20 protein-coding genes are annotated in these 25,515 nt (G+C 67.4%); 11 read left to right on the forward strand and 9 right to left on the reverse strand.

The genetic code is table 11. The annotated features are described in order from the left end of the window. Positions 1 to 93: 93 nt before the first annotated feature. From LJ737_RS06450 to LJ737_RS06460, 3 genes are all read right to left on the reverse strand, one after another. Complete coding sequence (locus tag LJ737_RS06450; RefSeq protein ID WP_227763851.1) at positions 94 to 1,551, reverse strand: APC family permease; 1,458 nt, start codon at positions 1,549 to 1,551, stop codon at positions 94 to 96. Positions 1,552 to 1,704: 153 nt separating this feature from the next. After that, positions 1,705 to 2,265, reverse strand: a complete 561-nt coding sequence (locus LJ737_RS06455; protein WP_227763854.1) for a hypothetical protein — start codon at positions 2,263 to 2,265, stop codon at positions 1,705 to 1,707. Positions 2,266 to 2,393: 128 nt separating this feature from the next. Continuing rightward, positions 2,394 to 2,975 (reverse strand): hypothetical protein, encoded by a 582-nt coding sequence (locus tag LJ737_RS06460; protein WP_227763855.1) that lies wholly within the window; start codon positions 2,973 to 2,975, stop codon positions 2,394 to 2,396. Between the two features lie 128 nt (positions 2,976 to 3,103). On the opposite strand from LJ737_RS06460, the gene LJ737_RS06465 reads away from it, so the two are divergent. Both LJ737_RS06465 and LJ737_RS06470 read left to right on the forward strand, forming a co-directional pair. Beyond that, entirely contained in the window at positions 3,104 to 5,827 is a 2,724-nt protein-coding gene (locus tag LJ737_RS06465) for a hypothetical protein (protein WP_227763857.1), read from the forward strand. Positions 5,828 to 5,857: 30 nt separating this feature from the next. After that, complete coding sequence (locus tag LJ737_RS06470) at positions 5,858 to 6,904, forward strand: AAA family ATPase (RefSeq protein WP_227763859.1); 1,047 nt, start codon at positions 5,858 to 5,860, stop codon at positions 6,902 to 6,904. Between the two features lie 46 nt (positions 6,905 to 6,950). Here LJ737_RS06470 and corA read toward each other — a convergent pair whose 3' ends face one another. Then, positions 6,951 to 8,171, reverse strand: a complete 1,221-nt coding sequence (gene corA, locus LJ737_RS06475) for a magnesium/cobalt transporter CorA (protein ID WP_227763860.1) — start codon at positions 8,169 to 8,171, stop codon at positions 6,951 to 6,953. A gap of 161 nt (positions 8,172 to 8,332) precedes the next feature. On the opposite strand from corA, the gene LJ737_RS06480 reads away from it, so the two are divergent. The 4 genes from LJ737_RS06480 to LJ737_RS06495 all read left to right on the forward strand — a co-directional run bounded on the left by LJ737_RS06480 (position 8,333) and on the right by LJ737_RS06495 (position 12,685). Continuing rightward, a complete protein-coding gene (locus tag LJ737_RS06480) occupies positions 8,333 to 9,349 on the forward strand; it encodes a hypothetical protein (RefSeq protein ID WP_227763862.1) in 1,017 nt (338 codons plus the stop codon). A gap of 60 nt (positions 9,350 to 9,409) precedes the next feature. Beyond that, the gene (locus LJ737_RS06485) at positions 9,410 to 10,165 is read left to right on the forward strand and encodes a porin family protein (RefSeq protein WP_227763864.1); all 756 of its coding nucleotides are present in this window, start codon (positions 9,410 to 9,412) and stop codon (positions 10,163 to 10,165) included. Between the two features lie 43 nt (positions 10,166 to 10,208). After that, positions 10,209 to 11,552, forward strand: coding sequence for an MATE family efflux transporter (locus LJ737_RS06490; RefSeq protein ID WP_227763866.1), 1,344 nt, complete (start codon positions 10,209 to 10,211; stop codon positions 11,550 to 11,552). 221 nt (positions 11,553 to 11,773) lie between these two features. Beyond that, a complete protein-coding gene (locus LJ737_RS06495; protein ID WP_227763868.1) occupies positions 11,774 to 12,685 on the forward strand; it encodes a glycosyltransferase family 2 protein in 912 nt (303 codons plus the stop codon). 125 nt (positions 12,686 to 12,810) lie between these two features. On the opposite strand, the gene LJ737_RS06500 is transcribed toward LJ737_RS06495, so the two are convergent. Further along, the gene (locus tag LJ737_RS06500) at positions 12,811 to 14,481 is read right to left on the reverse strand and encodes a hypothetical protein (RefSeq protein ID WP_227763869.1); all 1,671 of its coding nucleotides are present in this window, start codon (positions 14,479 to 14,481) and stop codon (positions 12,811 to 12,813) included. A 69-nt stretch (positions 14,482 to 14,550) separates the two neighbouring features. Between LJ737_RS06500 and LJ737_RS06505 the strand changes: the two genes are divergently transcribed. After that, positions 14,551 to 16,140, forward strand: coding sequence for a hypothetical protein (locus LJ737_RS06505; protein WP_227763872.1), 1,590 nt, complete (start codon positions 14,551 to 14,553; stop codon positions 16,138 to 16,140). Positions 16,141 to 16,288: 148 nt separating this feature from the next. Next, complete coding sequence (locus tag LJ737_RS06510; RefSeq protein ID WP_227763874.1) at positions 16,289 to 17,266, forward strand: acyl-ACP desaturase; 978 nt, start codon at positions 16,289 to 16,291, stop codon at positions 17,264 to 17,266. 183 nt (positions 17,267 to 17,449) lie between these two features. Here the strand turns inward: LJ737_RS06510 and LJ737_RS06515 are convergent, their stop codons facing one another. Continuing rightward, complete coding sequence (locus LJ737_RS06515; RefSeq protein ID WP_227763876.1) at positions 17,450 to 18,079, reverse strand: hypothetical protein; 630 nt, start codon at positions 18,077 to 18,079, stop codon at positions 17,450 to 17,452. Positions 18,080 to 18,378: 299 nt separating this feature from the next. Between LJ737_RS06515 and LJ737_RS06520 the strand changes: the two genes are divergently transcribed. Beyond that, positions 18,379 to 20,871: a T9SS type A sorting domain-containing protein gene (locus tag LJ737_RS06520; protein WP_227763878.1), complete on the forward strand. Its 2,493-nt coding sequence runs from the start codon at positions 18,379 to 18,381 to the stop codon at positions 20,869 to 20,871. Between the two features lie 106 nt (positions 20,872 to 20,977). Here the strand turns inward: LJ737_RS06520 and LJ737_RS06525 are convergent, their stop codons facing one another. Together LJ737_RS06525 and LJ737_RS06530 are read right to left on the reverse strand one after the other, a co-directional pair. Further along, a complete protein-coding gene (locus LJ737_RS06525; protein ID WP_227763880.1) occupies positions 20,978 to 21,664 on the reverse strand; it encodes a hypothetical protein in 687 nt (228 codons plus the stop codon). 102 nt (positions 21,665 to 21,766) lie between these two features. Then, positions 21,767 to 22,048: a DUF427 domain-containing protein gene (locus LJ737_RS06530; protein WP_227763882.1), complete on the reverse strand. Its 282-nt coding sequence runs from the start codon at positions 22,046 to 22,048 to the stop codon at positions 21,767 to 21,769. A 136-nt stretch (positions 22,049 to 22,184) separates the two neighbouring features. Here LJ737_RS06530 and LJ737_RS06535 point away from each other — a divergent pair, with 136 nt between their 5' ends. Then, complete coding sequence (locus tag LJ737_RS06535) at positions 22,185 to 23,288, forward strand: vWA domain-containing protein (protein WP_227763883.1); 1,104 nt, start codon at positions 22,185 to 22,187, stop codon at positions 23,286 to 23,288. 130 nt (positions 23,289 to 23,418) lie between these two features. Further along, positions 23,419 to 23,823: a hypothetical protein gene (locus LJ737_RS06540; protein ID WP_227763886.1), complete on the forward strand. Its 405-nt coding sequence runs from the start codon at positions 23,419 to 23,421 to the stop codon at positions 23,821 to 23,823. A gap of 187 nt (positions 23,824 to 24,010) precedes the next feature. Here LJ737_RS06540 and LJ737_RS06545 read toward each other — a convergent pair whose 3' ends face one another. After that, positions 24,011 to 25,507: a RagB/SusD family nutrient uptake outer membrane protein gene (locus tag LJ737_RS06545; protein ID WP_227763888.1), complete on the reverse strand. Its 1,497-nt coding sequence runs from the start codon at positions 25,505 to 25,507 to the stop codon at positions 24,011 to 24,013. Positions 25,508 to 25,515 lie beyond the last annotated feature (8 nt).

Below are 25,515 nucleotides of genomic sequence, written 5' to 3' on the forward strand. Positions count from 1 at the left end.
GCTTAGTGCGACAAGGGCCGCTTTCCGAGGAGGAAAGCGGCCCTTGTCGCATTTTGGGGGCAGGGGTGCCGGGGATTAATCGGCCGGCGGCACCTACCCGGCAAAGCGGTTGCGGAACAGGAAGTACACCGGCACGCCCAGGGCCACCAGCACCAGCCCGCGCCACGAAAACTCAGCCGTACCGGGCGCAAACAGCAGAATCAGGCAGAAGGACGAGGCCAGCAGCACGTAAATGGCCGGCAGCACCGGGTAGCCCCAGGCGCGGTAGGGGCGCGGGGCATCGGGGCGGGTGCGGCGCAGCACGAAAATGCCGATGATGGTGACCACGTAGAACAAAATCACCGAGAACATGACGTAGTTGAGCAGCTGCCCGTAGGACCCCGACAGGCAGAGCAGGCAGGCCCACAGGCACTGGGCCCAAAGCGCGCGGTTGGGCACGCCGGCCGCGTTTAGCCGGGCCAGACCGGGGAAGAACAGCCCGTCCTTGGCCATGGCGTAGTAGGCGCGGGCGCCGGCCAGGATGATGCCGTTGTTGGCGCCGAAAGTGCTGAGCATGATGAGCACCGCCAGCACCACGGCGCCCACCGGCCCGAGCACGTGCTCGGCCACGGCGGTGGCCACGCGGTCGTCGGTGGCGTACATGATGCCGCGGCCCGCCAGGGTGGTGGCGTCAGGCGAGCCTTGCAGGGGCAGCACCAGCAGGTACACCACGTTGGAGAGGATGTAGAGGGCCGTCACGATGGCCGTGCCGATGGCCATGCTGCGCACCAGCGTGCGTTCGGGGTTCACAATTTCCTCGCCGGCAAAGCCGATGTTGTTCCAGGAGTCGGAGGAAAACAGGGAGCCGGTCATGGCCATGCCGATGGCCACGACCAGGCCCGACACGGTGAGCGGGATGGGCAGGCCGGAGGTGCCCGGGGCCGGGTAGCTCACCGTGCGCCACATATCGTGAAAGTTGGCCTGCACGGCTTCGGCGTTCAGGCCCAGCAGCAGGCCGCCGAGGATGAGCAGGGCCAGGGCCACCAGCTTGGTGGAGCCCAGCACGTTCTGAATCAGCTTGCCGGCGCGCACGCCGCGGGCGTTGATGGCGGTGATGGCCACAATCAGCACAATGGCCAGCAGCTGCACCGTCGAGAAGGGAAATGGCCCGAGGTTGAACAACACGTGGTTGACGCTAAACCAGGGCACCAGCACGCCCGTGAACTTGGCAAAGGCCACCGCCACGGCGGCAATCACCCCGGTCTGGATGACGAGAAACAACGACCAGCCGTAGAGAAAGGCCACCAGCTTGCCGAAGGCCTCGCGCAGGTACACGTACTGCCCCCCGACTTTGGGGAACATGGACGCCAGCTCGCCGTAGCTCACGGCCCCGGCCAGGGTGATGACGCCCGTCAGCAGCCACACCACCAGCAGCCAGCCCGCGCCGCCCACCTGCCGGCCGATGTCGGCCGAGACAATAAAAATACCGGAGCCGATCATGCTGCCGGTTACAATCATGATGGCGTCGAACAGCCCGATGGCGCGCTGAAAGTGGCCTTGTGGTTCGCTCATGCGGAGGGGAGAGGTGAGGAATGAGGGCCGGAAGATAGAGGATTGGCTTGCATCGGGCCCAATAAAAAAGCCCGCCGGAGGGGCAGGCTAGCCAAAAAGCGGCGGAAAAAATGCGGAAATGGAAACGGCGCGGCGCGTCCAGCGGCCGGCTGCCTAAAACTCGCTGCGGTCGTACCAGCGGCGCATGCGCCAGGGTTCCGAGCGGTTTTTGCGCACCAGCTCCAGCCGCGCCGTGCCCGTGCCGTCGAAGCGCTGGTTGTCGCGCTGCTCGATGCTCAGCGAGAAGGCCCGCTCCACGTATACCAGCGTGTCGGAGTACATGGTGTCGGTGGTGGGCAGGTACTGCGTCCACTGCAGGTTGGCCGCGCGGGCGGCCCGAAACAGCTTGTAGGTGGCATTCACGTCCACGTCGCGGTTCCAGCTGCGGTCGGTGTTGGCGGCGAAGTCGCGGTAGGTGAAGATAAACTTGCGGTTCACCAGCTGCCCGTAGAGCGTAGAGTCGCGCAGCTGGTAAGAGGCCCGGAACCGGTCGAAAAACCCGCGCACGGTCACGGGGTTGCCCAGCAGCTGATCGGGGCTGATGCTCTCGTCGTCGAGGCCCGGCGCGAAGGGGTTGCAGGCGGCCAGCACCACGGCGGCCCCCAGCGGCGCCCAGCGCCCCAGGCGGCGGCGCACCGGGCGGACGGAAATGCGAAGCAGGGGCAAACGGTTCATCGACTGAGGCCTACGGTTGGGTGCAAGCTACGGTCTGGCCCGCTGCGGTGCAATAGCCCAGCCCTATATTCTGCCGCGCTGCCCCAGCGCCCGCAGCCCGCTGACGCCGGGCATGCGGTAGCGCCCGCTCAGTTGCGGATGAAATATTTCTTGGCCTCCGTCCACACCGGCTGGCTGCCGGTGGCCAGGTCGCGCCAGGCCGAAATCTGCCATTCGTTGTTGCGCCGGCGCAGCAGCAGGCGAATGTTGCCCGTCATGGTGCGGTAGTGGAAGGCCGTGTCGCTCTGGCTGAGGGTGAGCAGGTACTGGGCCGACACCTCCGCCGAATCGGGCCCGTAAATCTGGTCGCGGCGGGCCGAGAGCAGCAGTTGGTTTTGGGCCGTGGCGGGCGTGCGCTGCCGCAGGCGGTTGAAATAATCCAGCTCCTCGCGCAGGCCCCAGTTGGCAAACAAGGCGGCGCTGGTGGAGCCCGCCGCCGCCGGATCGGGGTAGAAGCGGTAGCCCCGGGGCACAAAGCACCGCTCGTAGTTGGCCGCGTTCAGGCGCTGCACCGCCGTGCCGAAATTGGTGAGCAGCAAGTCGATGCTGGTCGGTGACACCCATTCGCTGGCGGCGTTGGCCGGTTCGGGCGCGCGCAGATCAAAGCAGGCCGGCAGCGCGGCGAGCAGCAGGCAGGCGGCGGGCAAGAGCAGGCGGCGGGGGCGTGGCATAGAGGGGGTAAGGTACACAATCGGCGGGGGCGGCGCCAGGGCTTCGCGGCGGCGGCCGGCAACCTAAGCCGCCAACGGCCCGAATAGCTACCTTTGCCGCCTTCCCATTCTGCCCCTGCCGCCGCTGCATGTCGAACCGCTTACTGGTCCTGCTTTCGGGTTTGCTGCTGCTCACGGCGCTGGCGTCGTACGTGTACTACCGCCGGGTGGTGGCCCGCACGCCCGTCGACCCCTGGGCGCTGGTGCCGGAAGACGCGGCCCTGGTGGTGGCCACGCGCGACCACCCCACGCTGGTGCGCCGCCTCAAGGAAACCCAGTTGTGGGACAACCTGGCCACGTTGCGCTACTTTCAGCAGGTGGAGGAGCAGGTGGTGCTGGCCGACAGCCTGGGCAACGCCAAAGGGTCAGTGCTCGACTTTCTGGGGCGCAAAATGGTGCTGACCTCACTGCACGTAACCAACCCGCGCAGCTTCGATCTGCTGTTTCAGGTGCCGGTAGGGTCGGTGCGGGAACACCGCCAGATTCGCACCCTGGTGGAAGCCCTGGCCCGCGACGCCCGCTACCAGGTCAGCCCCCGCGACTACCACGGCGCCCAGCTCATCACCGTCACGCAGCGCCGCAACGGCCTGGGGTTGACGTATATGAACTACCGCAACATGCTCGTCATCAGCGCAAACCCCGCGCTGGTGGAAGCCGTGGTGCGGCGCACGGAGTACCCCGACCAACCCTCGGTGGCCGCAGAATTCGGCGCCACCGACTACCTGCAGCTCAAGGACGTGGATGCGGCCCTGCTCATCAACCACCGCCAGCTGCCGCCCTTTCTGAGCGTGTTTTTTCGGCCCGAGCTGCGGCCCGATTTTGAATATCTGGCCAGCATCGGCAGCAAAAGCCTGCTGCAAATGAAGCTGACCAGCAACCGCGTGCTCTTCAACGGCTTCACCAACGCCGAACCCGCCGCCGGCTCCCTGCACCAGCGCCTGCGCGGGCACTCTGCCGGCCGCCTGCGCATGGCCGAGGTGCTCAGCACCCGCACCGCCGCCCTGGTGCACCTGCACGCCGCCCCCGCGGCCCTGCGCCCCGCGGCGGCCGCCGATACGCTGGTGCGGCCGCTGGTTGACAGCCTCGCCGCTACCCTCGACGACGAAGCGGCCCTGTGCTACCTGGCCACCGGCTCCCCGCGGGCGCTGCCCGGCCGCTTGGCGCTGGTGCGCACCCGCTCGGCGGCGCGCACGGCCCAGTGGCTGGGGCTGCTGCGCCGCCGCACGGGCACCAGCCCGAGCTTTGAGCGCTTCGGCCCGTACCAGCTCTACCAAAACGGGGTGCCTCGGCTGGCCGAGCGCCTGCTCGGGCCCTTGTTTGCCCCCGTGGCCACTGCCCCGGTTGGGGCTTCCGCCCTGGTGGGCGACTACCTCGTGCTGGCTGACGACGCGGCCGCCCTGCGCACCTACCTCACCGACGTGGCCGCTGGCCAAACCTGGACGCGCACGCCCTCGCAGATGGCCTTGCTGGAGGAAACCACCCCCGTGGCCCAGCTCAGCGTGGTGCTCGACACGCGCAACAGCTGGAACCTGCTGCTGCGGGCCCTGGTGGAAGAGCGCCGCGCCGGCTTGCTGCGCAACGAGGCGCTGTTTCAACGCTTTCCGCAGGTGGCCCTGCAATACGCCCCGACCGACGGCGGACAGTACTACACCCAGTTGGTGCTGCGCCACCCGCCGGTAGGCCCCGCCGTGGCCGGCCCCCAAACGGCGGGCGGCGTGGGCAGCACGCTGAACTTTCAGGCCGGCTTGGCCGCCATCGGGCCGGTGCTGCTGCCGGCCGCCGCGGGCCGCACCGCGCCGGTGCTGGTGCAGGACCGCCGCGGCGCGGTGCACTACATCACCCCCGACAACACCGTGGGCTGGTCCGACTCGCTCGGCGGCCCGCTGGTGACGCCGCCCGCCCTGCTGCCCGGGGCCTTTGGCCGGCGGCCGGGCATTCTGCTGCTGACGGCCAACCGCATTCAGCTGCTGAACGAGCGGGGCCGCCCGGCGCGCAACTTCCCCCTGAACCTGCCCGACACCGTGCAGGCCGTTTCGCTGAGCAGCGCCCCGCCGGCCGAAGGGCAGCCCGCCCGCCTGCTGGTGGCCGACCGCTACGCCAACCTCTTCTTCTTCGACGCCCGCGGCAACGCCCCGGCCGGCTGGCAGCCCAAGCGTCTGGACTTCGCCCTGGCGTCGCCGCCGCAGCTGCTGCGCGTAGGCGGCCGCGACGTGGTGGTGTGCCTGCTCGAAAACGGCTACATCTTCGCCTACGACGCCCTCGGCAACGCCCTGCCGGGCTTCCCCATCAGCCTGGGCGCCCGCCTACGTACCGGCGCCTTCGTAGAGGCCGGCCCCACGCTGCGGCGCACCCGCCTCACGGTGGTCAACCAGCACGGCGAGCTGCTCACCTTCACGCTCAGCGGCGACGTGGGCCCGCGCCGGCGCCTGGCCACCTGGAGCCGCAGCACCACCTTCCGCCTGGTGGCCGATGACGCCGGCCGCGGCTACGTGGTCACGCGCGACGACGGGCAGGGCCACCTCACCGTGCTCGACGCCACGGGCCGCCCCCTGGTGGAGCAGCGTTTCCTGACCTCGGCCGAAAAGCCCGCCCAGCTCTTCGACTTCGGCAACGGCCGCCGCGTGCTGGTTGTCACCGAAACCGGCCCGGGCAAGGCCTACCTCTACGACGCCCGCGGCCGCCTCATCGGCGGGCAGCCCTTCGACAGCTCGGCGCCCACCGTGGGCTTGAGCTACGACGCCACCGCCGGCACGTACCAGCTGTTCCGGGTGGTGGGCACCGAGCTGCGCCGGCTCACCCTCAACATGAACTGACGCCCCGCCGCTACGACTACTGACAAGGGCATGGACACAAACCCGCCTTCGGGGCGAACCGGCCTGGTGGTGGGCAAATTCGCGCCGCTGCACCGCGGCCACCAACTGCTCATCGAAACGGCAGCCCGGCAGGTCGACGAGTTGCACGTGTGGGTGTACTCCGAGCCCGACCCCATCCGCATGCCCGCCCCGGTGCGCGCGGGCTGGCTGCGCCAGATCTACGGAACCGACCTCGGCGGCTGCCGCTTGCAGGTGCGTGCCCTCACCCAAGCCGAGCATCCGCAGCTGCCGCCCAACGCCGCGCCGGACCTGGTGCACCGCGAGTTCGTGCGTCAATTGTTGCTTGAGCTGGGGTTGTGTATCGACGTAATTTTCAGTAGTGAAGCCTATGGCGCCGGCTTTGCCGCTCACCTGGGCACCGAGCACGTGTTGGTCGACCAGCCGCGGCAGCAGCGGCCGGTGTCGGGCACGCAGCTGCGGGCCGACGTGTACGGGCAATCGGAGTGGCTGCACCCGGTGGTGCAGGCCTATTTTCGCTCGGCCGACTACCTGCAGCGCGTGGCCCTGCTCGGGGCCGAAAGCACCGGCAAGTCCACCCTGACGGCGGCCTTGGGCCGGCATTTCGGCACGGCCTGGGTGGCCGAGTACGGCCGCACGCTCTGGGAAGCGCAGGGCGGGCACCTGGCTTTCGACGACCTGCTGCGCATTGCCGAGCGGCACCGCGCCCTCGAAGACGAGGCGCTGCCGCAGGCCCGGCACTGGCTACTCAGCGACACCAACGCGGTGACGACGCTCTGGTACAGTTACGCCTATTTCGGTCGGGCCACAGAAGCGCTGCACGCCTTGGCCGCCGAGTGCCGCTCGCGCTACGCCCACACCTTCGTCTGTGCCCCCGACTTCCCTTTCGAGCAGGACGGCACCCGCGCCCCGGCCGCGCAGCAACTGCTGCAGCAGCACACCCAACTCATGCTGCTGGACGTGCTCGGCATTCCGTATCAGCTGCTCACGGGTTCGGTAGCGGACCGCGTAGCGCAGGTGGCAGCGGCGCTGAGGGAGCCGCTGCAGGTGCAATTGTGAACGGGTGGATGAGTTGTTATTAATCTGATAAAAAGCTAATTATCGGCTAGTTACTAAACCAGCCCTTGCGGTAAAAGTACACCAGCATGCCGATGGCAATGACGCCCATAAACGCCAGCACGGTGGGGTAGCCGACGGGGTTGTAGAGCTCCGGCATGTTCAGGTGATTGACGCCGCCGCGCGGGTTTTCGCGCGAGAAGTTCATGCCGTAGACGCCGGCAATAAAGCTGAGCGGGATGAACACCGCGCTGATCATGGTCAGCACTTTCATCACCTCGTTCATGCGGTTGCTCTGGTTCGACATGTACAGGTCGATGAGGCTCGACACCGATTCGCGGTAGCTTTCCGAGAGGTCCATGGCCTGCACGGCGTGGTCGTAGCAGTCGCGGAAAAACACCTTCATTTCCTCGGGCACCACCTCGTCGTGCATGCGCAGCAGTTCCATGATCTTGTCGCGCTCGGGGTACACCAAGCGGCGGAAGCGCACGATGTCCTTCTTGATTTGCAGGATGCGCGCCAGCAGGCGCTTGGAGGCCCGGTCGCGGATAATGATGTTTTCCAGCTCCTCGATGTAGTCGCCGATGGCGGCCATGGTGGGGTAGTAGTGGTCGAGCACCACGTCGGTGAGGGCGTAGGCCAGGTACAGCGGCGGGCGCTGCTTGATCTGGCTGAAGCCCGAGCGGATGCGCTGCCGCACCGAGTCGAGGCAGTCCTCGTAGTCGTCCTGGAAGGAGAGGACGTAGTTGGGGCCGGTGAAGAGGCTGAGCTGGTCGTCGTCGATTTCGAGCCGCTCGGTAAACTCGGTCATGCGCGAGACGAGGAACAGGCGGTTGTCGCCGAACACCTCCACCTTGGCCCGCTGGTAGTCGTTGAGCACGTCCTCCATCTGCAGCGGGTGCAGCTCAAAATCCTCCATGATGCGCTGCATCAGGGCCACGTCGCCGTAGCCGCGCACGTCGATCCAGTGGCGGCGTTCGGGGTGGCCGCGGAAGCGCTGCATGAGCTCGTCGTAATGGTCGCACTCGCACTCTTCGTAGCCTTGCGTGTCGTAGCTGAACAGAAACAGCCGCGGCGGCAACGAGCCGGGGCGGGGGCTGAGCGTGCCGGGCCGAGCGCCTACGCCCTGCAGGCGGGCCTGGCGGGTGGCGTCGCGGTCGGATACGCTGGCCGACTCGGCGGCATCGGCGGCGTCCAGCGGGGGGGAGGATAGCTCTGGGGCAGAAGCGGCCGCGGCAAAGGGGCGCGCCTCCGGGGCAAGGTCGGACATGAACAAAAGCGGGGAAAGCGGCCACGGGGCGGCCGGACCGTAATGCTACGCAAGCGCGCCCTAAAATGTGCTACCGGTGCAAGACCTGACGCGCCCGTAGCCGCGCTTGCGAATCGGGACAGCCGATTTTCACGTACTTTCGGCGCTTGCTTGCTTTGTCCGTGCCCGGTTTTCCGCCTCCCGTTACCACTTCCGTTGCCGCTGCTGCGCCGCTCGAGCTGCCGGCTGGTCACGGGCGTTACCGGCTGCGCTGGCTCTCGGAAGCCGCCGCGCCTCCGCTTCCCCTGGCCGCCGAGCTTTACCTCTACCAGCAGCCGGCCCAGCTAAACGCCGCCGCACCGCCCCTGGCCGTGGCCCTGCTCGAAGACCTGGCGGCCGGCCAAACGGTGGGCTGGTGGCCGGTGTTCCGGCAGCCCGACGGCCGCGCCGGCAGCCCCGCCGCGGCCCCGTTCAGCTACCCGCAACTGCTGACTGCCGACGTGCCGACGCCCGTGCTCGACGAGTGGCTGCGCACCGCGCACGAGCAGCTCGCCGCGCACGGCTGCCGAAGCTGGCAGCTGCGCCTGCCTCCCTTCGCCTACGAGCCGGCCCGCAGCGGCGCGCTGGTGGCTGCCCTGCAGCGCCTGGGCTACCAGGTCGAATTGGCCGAAATCGATACGTACCTGCCGCTCAGCCAGCCCTACGAAGCCCGCCTGCACCCCTCGGAGCGGCGGCGGCTGCACAAGTGCCAGCGCCACGGCTTCCGCTTCGAGCAGGAGCCGCCCTTGCTGCTGCCGCTGGCCTACGAGTTTTTGCGCCGTTGCCGCGAGGAAAAGGGCCAGGCGCTGTCGCTGACCGAAGCCCAACTCGCCGCCTTGTTTCGCGACTTTCCACGCGACTACCTGCTGTTTTCGGTGCGCGACGCGGCCGGCGACTGGGCCGCCCTGACCGTGGCGGTGCTGGCCGGGCGCGGGGTACTCTACAATTTTTACCCCGCCAGCCCGTTGCGGTACAACGCGTTCAGCCCGGTGGTGCTGCTCAACGCCGGCTTGCACGCCTTCGGGCAGGCCAGCGGGTTGCGCCTGCTCGATTTGGGCACCTCCACGCTGCCCGAGGGCCTGAACGAGTCGCTGCTGCACTTCAAGCGCCACCTGGGCGGCGTGCCCAGCCTCAAGCTCACGCTCACGCGCCCGCAGTAAGCCGGCGGCGTGGGGCGACTTGGGTTGTTTTATAGCTTTCTATTATTCACCCGCTTTGCTATGCGCCAACCGCTGTTCTTGCTCCTACTGGGTCTTGCGGGCCTGCCGTTCACCGCCGTGGCCCAACGTCCATGGCACCTGGGCTTGGCGGGAGGCGCTGCCAGCGGCGGCTTCACCAACCTACCCGAACTCACCTTTAGCCCCGTCAACGGCGCTGCCGGGCCGGGTCAGTCGTACGGCCTCGGGGCCGACGGCTCGTCCATGTACCACCTCGGGCTGCAGCTCAGCGGTGAGTTGACCGACCGCCTCACCCTGGAAATGGAGCCGCGCTACTGGCGCCTGCGCTACGACTTTCACCTGACGCTGGGCCAGGCCCCCTACCAAGGCACGGTGTACAGCCGGGTGCTGGGCGGCGCGGCGCAACTGCCGGTGGGCCTGCGCTGGCGCCTGGGGCGGGCGGCGGGCGTGCAGCCCCACCTGTTGGCGCGGGCGGTACCCGGCCTGGCCCAAACGGCGGCCGAGCCCGCCTGGCGCACCAACTACGACAGCACGCCGTCGTTGCTGGGCATCGGCTTCAGCAGCGTGGGCCTGCACTGGCAGCTGGGGCTGGAGGGCGGCGTCGGCGTGCTGGTGCGGCAGCGCGTGGGGCTGAACCTGCTCTACCACCACGGCTTTCGGCCGACGCGCCTGGTGCGACCTTCGGCCTTGCTGCTCTACCAAGACCCGGCCGGCGGCCAGTACCTCTACACCGCCAACGGCCTGCTGACCGGGCGGCTGAATGCGCTCAGCCTGCAGGCCGTGGCGTATTTCAACTAAGCCCCGGCCGCCGGCGCGTACCTTCGCGGCCGACGCCCCGCCCATGAGCCTGCCCGCCGCCGAAGACGACGCCCCAGAAGCCTTGCCGACCCCGCCTCCGCCGGTAGCGGCCGGCGTGGCGCGCTTTGTGCGCGGCTCCCTGGGCTCGGGCGTGTCGGTGCTGGCGCGGGCGGGCGGGGCGCTGGCCCTCAACAAGCTGCTGGCCGTGTTCGGCGGCCCCGGGGGGCTGACGCTGCTGGCGCACTTTCAGAACCTGATGGCCCTGCTTACCACCCTGCCCAACGACGGGGTGCACGTGGGCATCGTGAAGTATTTGGCGCCGCGCCGGCCGGGCTCGGCGGGCTGGCGGCTGTGGTTTGGGGCCGGCGCGGCGCTCAACGCAGCCGTGCTGCTGCTGGGCTTTCTGGCCCTGCCCGTGCTGCGCGGGCCGCTGCTGGCCGCGTTTCAGCCCACGCCGGGCTGGGTGCTGGGCATCGTGGTGGGCATCACGCTGCTAACCGCTCATGCCTACCTGGCCGCCGTGCTGCTGGCTGCCCAACGTCTGCGCGCCTACGTGGCCCTGACGGTGCTGCTGAGCGTGCTCGGGCCGCTGGCCGTAGCCGCGGCGCTGGCCCTGGGCTGGCCCCTGCCGCGGGTGCTGCTGGCCTACTTGCTGGCCCAGGGCCTGACGGTGCTGCCCTCCGCCTGGGTATGCGCCCGCGCCGGCCTGCTGGCCCCGGTGCGGCTGCGCCCGAGCCGCCCGGTACTGCTCGGCCTCGGCCGCTTCTTGCTGATGGCCTTGAGCGTACTGGTGTGCAGCAAGGCCGTCGACTTTGCCGTGCGCGACTTGCTTATCGGCCGCTTCAGCCTGGGCCAGACGGGGCTGTGGCAGGCCGTGGCCAAGCTCTCCGACAACTACACCATGGTATTTTCGGCGGTGATGGGCGCCGTGTTCTACCCTCGGCTGGCGGCGCTGGCCGGGCAGCCCGCCGCCCGGCACGCCTACGTGCGCGGGGTGTTCGGCTTGCTGGCGGGGCTGCTGGCCGCGGGGCTGGCGGCGCTCTGGCTGCTGCGCGACTGGCTGCTGCCCCTGCTATTCGACGCGCGTTTTGCGGCGGCCCGCGAGCTGCTGGCCCCGCAGCTGCTCGGCGACTGGGCCAAGTTCCTGAGTTGGACGCTGCTCTACCTGCTCGTTGCCGATGCCCGGGCCGGGCGCTACGTGCTGGTGCAGGCGGCGTCGGCGGCGCTGTACGCGGCCTTGCTCGCGCTGCTGCTGCCGCGCTACGGCCTCTTCGGGGCGCCGCTGGCCCACGCGCTGCGCTTCGCCCTGGTGCTGCTGGTCTGCCTGTTCTATTTCCGACCGCTGCGCACCGAAAGGGACGCACTGCCCCGCCGGCCGTTGCCCTAAGCTGGTAGCGCGCCGAGCAAACCTTGGATGTGGGGGAAGTCCGCCCGACGGCCTCAACTGCGCGCCTCAGCCTGCGCAGCTGCAGCGTTGGGGCTAACTTTGCCGTAGCTTGGTTCGGCGTCCGTCCCGTTGGGAAGTGCCCAGCAGCGGCCAACCCCAGCCCCAACTGCCGCTGCACAGAACGCTCGGTTCCCCGCGCCCAGCTATACGTTTGCTCCGCCTTGACTCCCCTCGTTACCATCGTGGCGCTGTGCCACAACCACGCCCGCTTCCTGCCGGCCGCCCTCGATTCGGTGGCGGCGCAGACCTACCTCAACCTGGAGGTGTGGCTGGTGGACGACGCCAGCACCGACGGCAGCCAAGCGGTGCTGCGCGACTACGCCGCCCGCTTTCCGCACTGGCACCTGCTGCTGCTGCCCGCCAACGTGCGCAACTGCCGCGCGTTTAACCAAGCCCTGCGCCGCAGCCGGGGCGAGTTTGTCATCGACTTTGCCACCGACGACCTGCTGCTGCCCGAGCGGGTGGCCCGGCAAGTGGCGTTTATGCAGGCCCAGGGCCCGCGTTGCGGCGTGGCCTACCACGACTGCGACCTGGTGGACGAGCAGGGCCGACACGTGCGCTTTCACTTCCGCCGCGACCCGGCCGGCCGGCCGGTGCACCCGCGCCCCGCCGCCGGGCAGGTGTTTGCCGACGTGCTCAGCCGCTACTTCATCAGCACGCCCACCATGATGTTTCGGCGCAGCATGCTCGAGGCGCTCGGGGGCTACGACGAGGCGCTGGCCTACGAGGACTTCGACCTCTGGGTGCGCGCCGCCCGCGACTGGGACTTCGGCTTCCAAGACGAAGTGCTGACCCGCAAACGCCTGCACCCGCAGTCCATGTCGCGCAAGGCCTACCGCCCCGGCGACCCGTACGTGGACTCCACCATTCGCGTCTGCGAAAAGGCCCTGGCGTTGTGCCGCACCCCGGCCGAGCGGAGCGCCCTGGCCGTGCGCCTGCGTTGGGAACTGCGGCAGGCGGTGCGCTTCCGCTGCGGCCCCGAAGCCCGGCGCCTTTACGCCTTACTCCTCCAAACCTGCTCTACTCGCCCGCTAGATTACCTCCTGGGAGCAACGGCACGACTATTAAAGTAATGGTGTTAATTGTTAATTGCAGTAATTATGATTGTGAGTATATTATGAAGTGAGTTGGCTAAAGAAGATAGGCAGGCGCTTGAGCTGAGGTTGCCTCGTTTGCACCGCCATCCAGCCTGTCGCGCCTACCTAATTTGGTACAGCTCCACGGGGCCGTCTTGCGCCAGCAGACGCCGCCGCGGGTACCAGCGCAGCACGCTGTCGGGCGAGTAGCGCAGCAGCTTGCGGGTAAGTTCGGGGTTGCTCAGCGTGGCCCGATTCAGCAGCAGCCAGGTGCCTTCGCCCGGCGCCAGCCGCACCGAGTCGCGGGCCCAGTAGCGGCGGAAGCGCAGCCCCGGCGGCACCCGGAAGCCGTAGTAGAAGTCGTAGTTGCCGATCAGGTAATCGTCGACAAACACCACGCCGCGGCGGGGCGGCTGCAGTTGCGAGCTGATCAGCCGCGCCTGCGGAAAGTGGCCCGACACGCTCGGCTTCAGCAGCAGATACCCCGGGCGCAAGGCCAGCACCGCGGCCAAGCCCCACACGCCCAGCGCACCGTAGCGACCGGGCCGGCGGCGCCGTAGCCCCTGCGCCAGCGGCGGCAGGGCCAAGCCCGCCAAAACGGCGGCGCACCCGGCGTATAGCAACGCCGCGCTGCCGCGGTCGAGCCCGGCCAGCAGCCCCAAGCCGGCGGCGTAAAGCGCGGCCCGCCGCCCGGACGCCAGGACGTCGGCCAGGCCAAAACCGGCCGCCAAACACAGCGGCGGCAACAGGGGCGTGAGCATGCGCGGCACCAGGCTGATGGGGTTGTAGTGGGCGAGGGAAGTGCTGCCCAGCCAGTATACGGCCAACGTGCTCAGCGCCAGCCCCAGCCAGAAATGCCGGTCGTTGGTGGCCTCGGGCGTGGCCGCCGGCGCCCCTGCCGCCGCCCGGCGCGGCGGCCAGGCGGCCCCCAGGGCCAGCAGCGCCGCCAGGCCCAGGCCGGTGCCGAGCAGCACCTGCAGCGGCGCCAGCGTGAGGCGGTGCCACAGCGCGGCGCGGTTGCCGACGAGGTAGTTGCCCTCGGATAGCACCTCGTTGGTGTGCTCGATGAGGTGCAGGCGGTAAAGCGCGTCGTCGGTTTGCCAGCGGTAAAAGCCCAGGTAGGCGCCCAGCAGCAGGGCGCCCGCGCCGCCCGCCGCCAGCCAAAACCGCCACCGGCCGCGCCGTGCGTCGAGCAGGAGCAAGGCCAGGTAAAACGGCGCGTAGAACACCACCGTTTCCTTGCAAAGCAGCGCGGCCAGGTTCAGCCCCGCAAACGCTACGCCCCAGCCCACCGCAGCCCGGCCCGGGGCCCGCCGGCCGCGCAGCAGGGCCAGCGCCGCGCCCAGGCAGGCCAGCATGTTCACGTTGTCGGGGTAGAGGTAGGCGGTCAGGTTCAGGCTGAAGTAGTGCAGGCCCAGCAGCACTAGCGCCCCGCTGGCTACCAGCGGAGCCCGCCGGCGGTAAGTAGTCCAGATCAGCCCCAGACACGCCAGCGTGGCTAGCAGCGGCCAGAGCGTGGTGCTCCAGATGTTGACGCCCAGCAACGCGTAGAGCCCGGCCACTGGGACGAAAATCAGCCACCGCTCGTGCAGCGGGTCGTGGAGCCGGTGCAGCGGGTCGGGGCCCAGGTGAAAGGTGCCCGCCAGCAGCTGCTGGGCGTAGCGGGCGTAGTAATAGTCGTCGAGGGCGTAGAGGCCCTCGTGCGCGCCGACGAAGTAGGCGAGGGTCACGAGCGTCACCAGCCCCAGCGTCAGGGTCGGCAGCAGGCGGAGCAGGCGCGCGGAAGGATTCACGGCGGCGAAAATCGGGAAAGAATCCGGCCGGCCGCGCGGCCCGCGCCCGATTCGCGTATTTTGCCGCCGATGAAGCACGCGCCCGGGCTGGGCTATTGGGTGCGCGTCGTCGGGCTGCCGCTGCTGCTGGTGCTGCTGACGGCTACCCTGCTCGGCAGTCACTACGAAACCAACGACGACGTCAGCATCACGCTGCTGCTGCGCGGGCGCACGGCCGCCGCCCCGGTCACCAACCTGCATCTCTACTTCCACGGCTGGGCCGCGGTCCTGGCCGGGCTCTACCAGCTGGCGCCCGCCGTGCCCTGGTACGGTCTCGTGCTCTACGGGCTGCTGACCGTGGCGCTGGTGCTGCTCACGGCCGTGCTCGAAGCGCTGCTGCGTCCCCACGTCCCGCCGGGGCCGCGCGCGGCGCTGCTCGCCGGGTTCTTGTTGGTCGCGGCCCTGGAGCACGCGCAGTGGTTCAACTACGTGCGCGTGCCGCTGCTGCTCGGGGGCGCGGCCGTGCTGTGGACCGCCTGCCACTACGCCGGCCCGCGCAGCCGCCCGGCCGCCCTGCTGGGGCTGCTGCTCTTCGTGGCCGCCTGGGCCATTCGGCCGAGTGCGGCCGTGCTGGGCGCGGCCGTGGTAGCGCCGGCGGCGTGGTGGCTGGCGCGGCCCGGCGCGTGGCGGGTAGTAGCCGGGGCCGGGGCCACGGCCCTGCTGCTGGGCCTGCTGGTGCACGTCACCCGCTCGCCCGAAGCTGCCCGCTACCGCCGCCTTGATGTGCTCAAGTCCAACGTGCTCGACTACGGGCTGTACCGACCCGCCCACTGCGCGCCCGCGGCCCCGGCGGTGCGGGCTGCCGTGGCGCAGTGGGCGTTTGGCGACTCCACCCTCGTCAACGAAGCTCAGCTGGCTTGCGCGTATTCGTTTCAGCTGCGCGACGTGCCGCCCATGGCCCTGGCCAAGCTAACGGTCCTGCTGCCGCAGCTCGCCCGCGATTACGCCGCGTTGGGCGCGCTGAATCTGTGGCTGTTGGTGTCGAGCGGGCGCGCCTCGCGCCGGCGGCAGTGGCTGTACGTGCTGGGCCTGGGAGTGCTGCTGCTCGCGCTCGGCGGGCTGCTCAAGCTGCCCCCGCGCCTGGCCGGTCCCTTGCTCATGCTCGGTACCGTGGGGCATCTGGCCGCCGCGGCCCCGGCGGGCGCCCAGGGCGCGAGCCGCCGCAGCCGGCAGGTGCTGGCGGGCCTGCTGCTGGTCGGCGGCGTGTATACCGGCTACAAAGCCTGGCACCGGCGGCAGCTGCTCCGGGCCACCGAGTATGCGCACGCGCACGCCCTGCAACAAGTGCAGCGTCGGGCGGCGGGCCGCGTGGTGGTCGGGGTGCGGCTGGAGGAGTGCTTCAAGTCGCTCTCGCCCTTCCGGCAGTACGTGGCGGCCGGCGGCGGGCCCTGGCTGTTGCTGACGGGCTGGCCCACGCTCGACCCTTCGCAGCCGCGGCTGCGGCAGCTGCTCACCGGCACCCGCAGCCAAGCCCTGGCCCTGCGCCGCCTGCAGCAGCATCCCGGCCGCTACTACCTGGCCTGGTCGCCTTACATGAGTGCGGCCGAGCGGCAGCGCTTTCGGCGGGAGTGGCTGGGCAAGTCGCGGCCTTTGCCACAGAACCCACCGTCACGCGAATAATCTCTGCAACCCTTGAGCTTTTCGCCGATGAATTCCGTATGAAGAACGACCCGCGCCCCGCCGCAAGCATTCCACCTGCTAATTGCCTACTTTTGGCCTTTCTCCGCACGCCTCGTCCTTCTTCCTCCATCATCATTTCCCTCACCGCATGATTGCCACCGTAACTTCCCGAGGGGAAGTATTACAGCATCTCGAAGTTTTTCTGCGCGAGAACATCGGCACGTTCCTCAAGAAAGTGGAGGACAGCTGGCAGCCTTCTGATTTTCTGCCCGACTCGCGACTCGACAACTTCTTCGATGAAGTAAAGCTGCTGCGCGAACGGGCCAAGGAGTTGAGCTACGACCTGCTGGCCGTGCTCATCGGCGACACCATCACCGAGGAGGCCCTGCCCAACTACGAAGCCTGGTTTCACCAGCTCGACGACCTGAACCGCGACCCCAACAACGGCTGGGCCCAGTGGATTCGGGGCTGGACGGCCGAGGAAAACCGCCACGGCGACCTGCTCAACCGCTACCTCTACCTCTCCGGCCGCGTGAACATGCGCGAGTTCGAGATGAGCACCCAGTACCTGATTGCCGACGGCTTCGACTTGGGCACCGCCCACGACCCGTACCGAGCTTTCGTGTACACGTCTTACCAGGAGGCGGCCACCAACCTCTCGCACCGCCGCGTGGGCCAGCTGGCCCGCAAAGCCGGCGACGCGGCCCTCAGCAAGCTCTGCGGCATGATTGCCGGCGACGAAGTGCGCCACGCCCGCGTGTACCAGACGTTCGTGGAGAAAATCTTCGAAGTCGACCCCTCGGAAATGATGCTGGCTTTTGAGGACATGATGCGCAAGAAAATCGTCATGCCCGCCCACTACATGCGCGAGTTGGGCGTCGAAATCGGCAAAACCTTCGGCCACTTCACCGACGCTGCCCAGCGCCTCGGCGTGTACACCAGCCAGGACTACACCGACATCCTGGAAGGCCTGATTCAGACCTGGAACGTCGACAAGCTCACCGGCCTGTCGGCCCCCGCTGAAAAGGCCCGCGACTACGTCATGGCCCTGCCCAACCGCCTGCGCCGCGTGGCCGACCGCATGCCCGTGCCGAAGCTGGAGTACAAGTTTAAGTGGATTGAGTAGTACGGCTAACAGACAGAGGGTTGTGCGACTGACTGATTGTTCGGTTCTCCCTTTGCTGTAGAGCTCAAACAACGCAAAAGGCCGCCCCACACCGGGGCGGCCTTTTCGTTTGATGGGCGGCGGAAGTGGGCGGCTCAGCCACCCCCTTTGACCGCCCAAAGCAGGCTACAAACACCCCTCGCTCTACACCCCGTCCCGGTGCCCCACCATGGTAATGAGGCCTTCTTTTTTGGGCATTTCGTACTCAATGGTACGGGTGCCGCCGCTGGGCGTGCTGTTGGGGTCGTCGGGGCGGTAGATGGGAAAAGTGCGGATGATGCGGCGGCCGTCGACGCGGAAGGCGTCGTGGCCGAGGTAGCCGGCAGCGGCGGGGCCTTCCAGGGCGGGCAGGGTCAGGGCGCGTCGGCCCCGGCTCAGAAATTCGTAACCCACCAAGCGGCCGTAAGAACCCGAGCCCGCGTCGGCCACAAACACCAGCAACTCCGGGTAGTCGTCGTTGTTGAGGTTGGTCACCTGCGCGTCGAGCACCGTGCCCTCGAGGTTGTCGGTCATGGAGGCCAGCTCCCGGCCCAAACGCTCAGCCCGCCACACCAATTGGCGCTGGCTACCCGAGCCCAAGGTCTGCACGGCGAAGCTGTAGTCGCCGCGCTGCAGTTCTTTCTGGTAACTCACGGCCGCTGCCGCCGGCGCGGTGGTGGATGTTGAAACCGGGGCGGCGCTTTCGGAAGTAGTACGTTGCGAGTCGCAAGCGGCGCCGAGGGTAAGCATCAGCGCGGCGGCAGCAAGACGGGCGGGGAGTAGGCGAGTGGTCATGGCAAAAGGAAGCGGCGGAAGTACCGCGCAGTGGCAGGTGTACCAGTAGTCAAACGGTCCGCAAGGGGGGAGGTTGCGGGGTGCGCGGCAGCGGGCCGGCCGGCGACAACGAGGACCGGCAGTTGGTTAAGCCCTGGGGCTTGGGTGCTATCTTGCAGCTTGTTGTTACTGATGCGTCGTATGGCTAAGCCATTCGGCGTGGCCCCTGTTTTACCGAGCCGCTACCGGCGTGCCTAATAGCTGGCGGGCTAGCTCGCAGTAGCTACTCGGAATTCGTTGTTTCATCTACTTCTTACGCTATGAGGTTTTTACTCGCTGGAGCCATCCTGGCCGGCCTGTGTTATCCCGTGGTCGGAGCCGCCCAAACGGTGGTGCTCACCGAAAATTTCGAAGCCAGTTCCGGTACCACACCCGGCGGTTTTACCGTGCTGGCACCCTTCGCCACCAACAGCTGGTCGGCGGGTACGGCTGCCGGCAACGGCCCCAGTGAGTTGGGCACGCGGGCGGCTTTTGTAGCCTGCCCAAGTTGCTCGAGCGGCCCCTACCGCTACTCGCTTACCACGGTCACCGTGGGGCACATGTACCGCGACGTGACTTTTCCCGCCAGCGGCTTCAACGCGGCCGAACTGACATTTGATTGGCGCGGCCTGGGCGAAAACCTACTGGCGCCCGTCGATTACCTGCGGGTATACCTGGTGCCCGCCAGCTACACCCCCACCAGTGGCACGCTCCCCAGCGGGGCGGGGGTGGAGGAGCTAACCACCCTGAACCAGGAAGCCAACTGGACCAGCATTCGGTTGAGCTTGGCTAATGCCAGCCGCTTGGCCGGCACCACCCGGCGCCTGTTGTTCACGTGGCGCAACGACGCCAACTCCGGCGACCAGCCCCCGGCTGCCATCGACAACGTGCGCCTGACCACCTACAGCCGGCCGCAGCTTTCGGGCACCTACACCATCGACAATACCCAGGCCACCGGGGCGCGCAACTTTCACAGCGTGGCCGAGGCCGTTGAAGCCCTGAACTCGGGCGCTTTCACCGGGGCGGTAACTTTCGAGGTGGCGGCCGGCCAGGTCTTCGCCGAGGATTTGCCCCCGCTTACCGCCAGCGGTACGGCCGCCGCGCGCCTGACGTTTCGGCGGGCGGGCACCGGCGCCAACCCGGTGCTGCGGCCCTTGGGCTCGGGCCTGAACCGCCACGCCGCCATCGATTTGGCCGGGGCCGATTACGTTACCTTCGATGGCATCGACGTGGAGGCCACCGGCGCCCTGCCGCTCTACGGCTACCGGGTGCGCAATCTTTCCGGCACCAACGGCGCCCGCTACAACGAGGTGCGCAACGCCCGCATCACCCTGAACCGGACGGGCCGCCCCGCGGTGCCCAGCAGCACGCCCATGAGCATCGGCGTGTTTCAGGCCACCTCCCCGAGCGACAACATCCGCGGCATCTACCCCGGGGGCGTATTTCCCACCGACAGCCTGGGCACCAACCGCTTCAACCGCTACCAAAACCTGCTGATCGACAACGCCAACCACGGCATCTGGGTGATGGGGCGGGTCACCAACCAGTCGAGTGCCGGCTTCGACACCGATTTGGGCAACGAGGTCCTAAACGTAGCGGTGGGCACGGCCGGGCCGGGCAGCGTGCGCGCGACCAATAACCTCGACGACTGCTACGGCGTGCGCACGGCCGATCAGCGCCGGCTGCTGATCCGGGGCTGCACCGTGCAGGGGCTACGGGCCCCGAACGGGTACGTGGGCGGCATTTTTGCCCTGCGCATCACCGGCCTGGGCCCCCATACCAGCCGTATCATCGGCAACCGCATCAGCGACCTGGAAGGCGGGGCCAACTCCAACCCCAACGGCACCGCCGGGGATATGTCCGGGTTGTTTTTTTCCGTCGACGCCACTTCCCTCGGCGTGACGACCTCCGCGCTCCAGGTCTTCAACAACGACATCCGGGATGTCCGCCGCCTGGCGCCGACTTCGCCCTACGTCGATGGCATGGCCGGGGTGCTGGTGGGCCTGCTCGGCCCGACGGGTAGCAGCACGCTGTTCTACCACAACACCGTTATCATCGACGGCTCGGCCGTGCCGACGGCGCCCAACACGACGCTTTACGGGGGCTATGGCGGCTACGGCGGCACCTTCGCCATGCGCAACAACCTGCTCGTCAACTTGACCGCCGCCCAAAGCGGCCAGATCCGCCACAGCGTGCTGTCCAACATGAGCGCCACCCTGCTCAGCTCCGACTACAACGAATTGTACCTGGCCAATGCCACCAACGGAGATTTGGTGCGCAGCAGCGCCAGCCACGCCACCCTGGCCAGTTGGCAGACCACCGGACAAGATGTGCACTCGGTGTCGCTCGATCCGCAGCTCACCGCCGCCAGTCCTGCACTGCCAACCAACCCGGCCCTGGATGACCGCGGCACCCCGCTGGCCCTGGTGCCCACCGACCTGCTGGGCACGGGTCGGAGCAGCGTGACGCCCGATCTGGGGGCCTACGAGTTTGGCAACATCGTGCTCGGGGCCCAGGCGGCGCAACTGCGCCCGCCGCTGAGCGTGTATCCCAATCCGGCCGGGCAGTGGGTGCGGGTAGAATGGCCCGGAGTCAGTACCGCAACGGCTACCGTGCTGCTCTGCAACGCGCAGGGGCAAACCGTGCAGCGCGTGTCGGTGGCAGCGGGGCAGGCAGCAGCGCGGTTGGAGCTGGGCCCGCTGCCGGCCGGCCTCTACGTCGTGCGGGTAGTCACGGCCGGCCGCACGCTAACCCGGCAACTGGTAAAAGAATAAGCCGGCCGCTGGCCCAAAACGCAACGCGCCGCTGCGGGAAGACCCGCAGCGGCGCGTTGTTGTGTACTGGAAGCCGGTTAATCTTAAGATCAACCCGATTGCCCGTTTAGGGGCGAGTGGTCGAGCCGCTGGTGGTGCCGCTCGTCGAAGTGCCCGACGACTGGGGCGCCGTTACCGGCGTGGTCGGCATCGGCATCAGCATGCCTTGCGCGTTTAAGGTGTATTCCACCGTTTGCGACTGGCCGGTGGCCGTGGCGTTGGCGTCGGTGCCGGTGTACACGGGGTAAGTGCGCACCAGATGGTTGCCGCGGATTTCGTATTTGTCTTCGCCTTTGTAGCCAGTGGCCAGGTCGTTGCTGAGTTTGGGCAACGACTGAATCGGGCGGAAGGACTTGTCGACAAACTCGTAGGCTTCGACGCCGCCCATGCCCATGCTGCCGCCGCTGGTAAACACGTACAGCTCGGGGTTGCCGTTGCCGTTCAAGTCGCCCATCACGGCGTCGGTCACGTTGCCTTTCACGTTCAGGCGCACCGGGTCGGTTACCAGCGCGTCGCCGCGGCGGGTTTTGATGGTGAGCTGCTGGCCGTTGTCGAGCGTGTTCGACTGAATCTGGAAGCGGTATTCACCCTGCGTCAGGTCGCGCGAAAAAGCCACGTCGCCGGGCGTGGTTACGGTGGTTTCGACCGTGGCCGTGCCGCTGGAGGTGTCGGTGGTGGTACGAGCCGAGTCGCAGCTGCCGAGCAGCCCGAGCGCAGCAGCCGTGAGCGGCCACGCCAAAATGGAACGTTTCATGAGGGTTATGGAAAGGAAGTGGAGAGAAGAGCCAGTATTACTAATTCCCTATACTAACGCCCGCCTAACCCGTGGGGTTACGTTTGGCCGGTTATTCGGCCGTTAAGGTATGACCTGCACACCCTTCCAAAATGCCACTCGCCCGCGAATATTTTCGGCCGCCGGCTTGGGGTCGGGATAATACCAAGCCGCATCCTTGTTCAACTGCCCGTCGACGCGCACGGAATAGTAGCTGGCGCGGCCTTTCCACGGGCAGGTGGTGCCGGCAATACTCTCCTCAAAGTACTCGCGCTTAAGCGAATCGGCGGGAAAGTAGTGGTTGTTTTCGACGACGACTGTCTCGTCGCTTTCCGCCAGCACGGCGTTGTTCCAGATGGCTTTCATGAGGGGTGTTTTCGGGGCTTGTGGTTCGTTTTGCGGGGCGCAGGGCCGGCCGCCGCGGCCGGCCGGCCAACGATAAACGGCAAACGAAAACTAACTCAACCCGGCCGTTGTTTTCCAAGTCCATTCCTCCTGAATTATGGCTGTTGGTTTCCGTTTCCGCGACTTTGTGCCCGACGAGACGCCCGAAAAAGGCTTCGACTCGCTCTTTAAACTATTCATGCAACTGGTCACCATCACGTCGGGCGACGTGGCGGAGGCCCTGCAGTGGCTCAACGAGCTGGACAAGCAGTACGGCCTGACCGACGACGAGTACGGCATGGGCGACTTCATCGAGGACCTGAAGAAAAAGGGCTACATCGACGAAAACGAGCAGCAATTGGGCGAGCTGAAGATTACCGCTAAGTCGGAGCAGCTCATCCGCAAGTCGGCGCTGGAGGAAATCTTCGGCAAGCTCAAGCGCGGTACCCAGGGCAACCACCGCACCCCGCACGCCGGCCAGGGCGACGAGCTGACCACCGATTTGCGCGACTACCAGTTCGGCGACACCATCGAGCAGATTGAGATGACCGAGAGCCTGCGCAATGCCCAGCTCAACCACGGCCTCGACGGCAACTACCTGCTCACCGAGGGCGACCTGGAAGTGCGCGACACCGAGCACAAGACCCAAACCTCGACGGTCTTGATGATTGACATTTCGCACTCCATGATTCTCTACGGCGAGGACCGCATCACGCCGGCCAAGAAGGTGGCCATGGCCCTGGCCGAGCTGGTGAAGCAGAAGTACCCCAAGGACTTCCTCGACATCATCGTGTTCGGCAACGACGCCTGGCAGATCGAGGTGAAGGACTTGCCTTATCTGCAAGTCGGGCCCTACCACACCAACACGGTGGCGGGCTTGGAGCTGGCCATGGATTTGCTGCGCAAGCGCAAGACGGCCAACAAGCAGATTTTCATGATTACCGACGGCAAGCCCACCTGCCTCAAGGAGCCCGGCGGTTACTACAAAAACTCCTTCGGCCTGGACCGCAAAGTGGTGAACAAGACCCTGAACCTCGCGGCCGCCGCCCGGCGCCTGAAGATTCCCATCACCACTTTCATGATTGCCTCCGACCCGTACCTGCAGCAGTTCGTGCGCGAGTTCACCGAAACCAACCAGGGCAAGGCCTACTACAGCTCGCTGAAGGGCTTGGGCGGGCTGATTTTCGAGGACTACAAGCGCAACCGCCGCAAGAGCCTGTAATTTTTTCGCATACGCGTAACCAACGCCCTCCTTGCTTCGGTATGGAGGGCGTTGCGGTGTATAAGGCCGGCGGTTAGCCCGCGCCGCCCGGCTGGTTTTGATGGTTTTCCCGCTCGCCTTGCCCTTGCCTATGGAGCTACTTGCTACGTTCCCGTTTCTGCGCCTGCACCTGCACACCACCGGCCACCGCGCCCTCGAAGCCGAGTGGCGGGGCTTTGTGAGCAGCGCGTTTCTGCGGCAGGCCCTGACCGAAGCCCTGGGGCTGGCCCGGAAACACCGCGTGCAGGCCTGGATTGCCGACGACCGGCGCCTGGGCCCCGTGCGCCCCACCGATTTGGAGTGGGTAGTCACGACCGTGGTGCCGGAGTTCGTGGCACTGGGCATCGATCGGTTTGCCATGATCGAGGCCGAGGACCCGCTGAACAAGCTGCTGATCAGCAACGCGGCCGATACCGTCACGCGGGAGCTGCCGCTGCAGGTGCGGCGCTTCACCGACCCCGACGAAGCCCGCCGCTGGGCCTGCCAGCTAGACTGAGGCTGGGGCCGGGCAGATCGGTTATCGAAAACGGCCAAGCTCGGCGAAGCAGGCGGCGGCAGTAGGGGCGCAGGTAATCCGTAGCAGTTGAGTACTGTGCCCTGCCTTTTAGCCTAAAGTGCTGCGCTTCAACCATAAAAAAAAGCCCCGACAGGTCTACTGCCGGGGCTTTTGCGTTAGCGCAGGCCTACAAGTTGCGCGTCATCAAGCGGTTGGTTTGCAGCTCCGTGGACGGAATGGGCCACACGTAGAGCACATCCGAGGGGTTGACGGCGCTGACCGAGGCCTTGCCCGGAATCGGCACGTTGAGGCGCATGATGTCGATGTTGCGGATGCCTTCGGCCAAAAACTCGATGCGGCGCTCCTGCAGCACGGCGTCGACGGCGGCGGTGACGCTGGTGAAGGCGGGGTAAGCCGCGGTGGGGCTGGAGCGGGTGCGCACGGCGTTCAGCAGCGCCAGTGCGCGGGCATCGGTGGCGCCCTGGGTGCGGAAGCGGGCTTCGGCCAGGCTCAGCAGCACCTCGGCGTAGCGAATCACCGGCGCTTTATCGGTGAAGGGCGTGCCGGTGGGGTACTTGCGCATAAACGACTCCGTGCCCGAAGTGACGACAAAGGCCGTGCGGCGGGCGTCGGTGGTGGGCCAGGCGGTGGTGTTGCCCAGGATGCCGGCCGGGTTCAGGCTGTACTCGCCGCCGGGCGAGAAGTAGTAGCCTAGTTGGTTTTGGGTGCCGGGCGCGTTCTGGGCCGTGAAGGCAAAGCTCAGGATGCTTTCCGCCGTTTCCTGGGGCGAGGCGAAGACGTTGCCCACGGACGCGTTGAGGGCGTGCGGCACGCCGGTGGCGGCCACGTAGGGCGCGGCGGCGGGCACCAGCTTGTTGGCCTCAGTAATGACGTCCTCGTAGCGGCCCATGGTCAGGTACACCCGCGTCTTGAGGGCAATGGCCGTGTTGCGGTGGGCGCGCGTCACGTTCAGCGTCGCCACGGGCACCCCGCCGGAAGCGGCCGTGTAGCTGGCCGGCAGCAGCTGCTCGGCCGCGTTCAGGTCGCTCAGAATCTGCGCGTACACCTCGGCCACGCTGCTGCGGGCCAGGTCGTTGCCCGAGTCGTCGGTTTCGGCCCGCAGGCGCAGGGGCAGGCCGGGTTTGCTGCCGTTGCCGTCGGCGTAGGGGCGGGCGTAGAGCTGCAGCAGCGAGTAGTAGCACAGGGCCCGGAGCAGGCGGGCTTCGCCCTGGTAGTAGCTGGCCTGGGTAGCGAAATTGGCCGGAAACGCGGGCGGCACAAACTTGGCGGCGTTGGCGTCGAGCCCGGCCAGAAACACGTTGATCTGGTTGATGGCCTGGTAGCCAGCGCCCCAGGCGGAAATCACGTCGTTCTGCGAGGCTTCGGTCAGCGTGTGGTTCCACACGGCCGTGCCGGTCACCAGGTTGGTGCCGCGGTTCAAAAAGTCGTTGGCGCGGATGTCGCCGTAGACCTGGTAGCGGCCGCCCAGGAAGCTGCCAGATTTTACGTAGGCGTACAGGCCGTTGACCTGCAGCTCAATACGGGAGGGCGTGTCGAACACCACCAGGTTGGACAGCGCCGTTTCGGGTACCGGGTCCAGCATGTCCTTGTGGCAGGAGGTCGAGCCCAGGGCCAGCAGCAGGCCGGCCGTCAAAACCAGGCTTTTATGTATAATGCGTTGCATCGTGAGGC

It is taken from the genome of Hymenobacter sp. 15J16-1T3B, from assembly GCF_020711235.1.
In the GTDB taxonomy this organism is placed as follows: domain Bacteria; phylum Bacteroidota; class Bacteroidia; order Cytophagales; family Hymenobacteraceae; genus Solirubrum.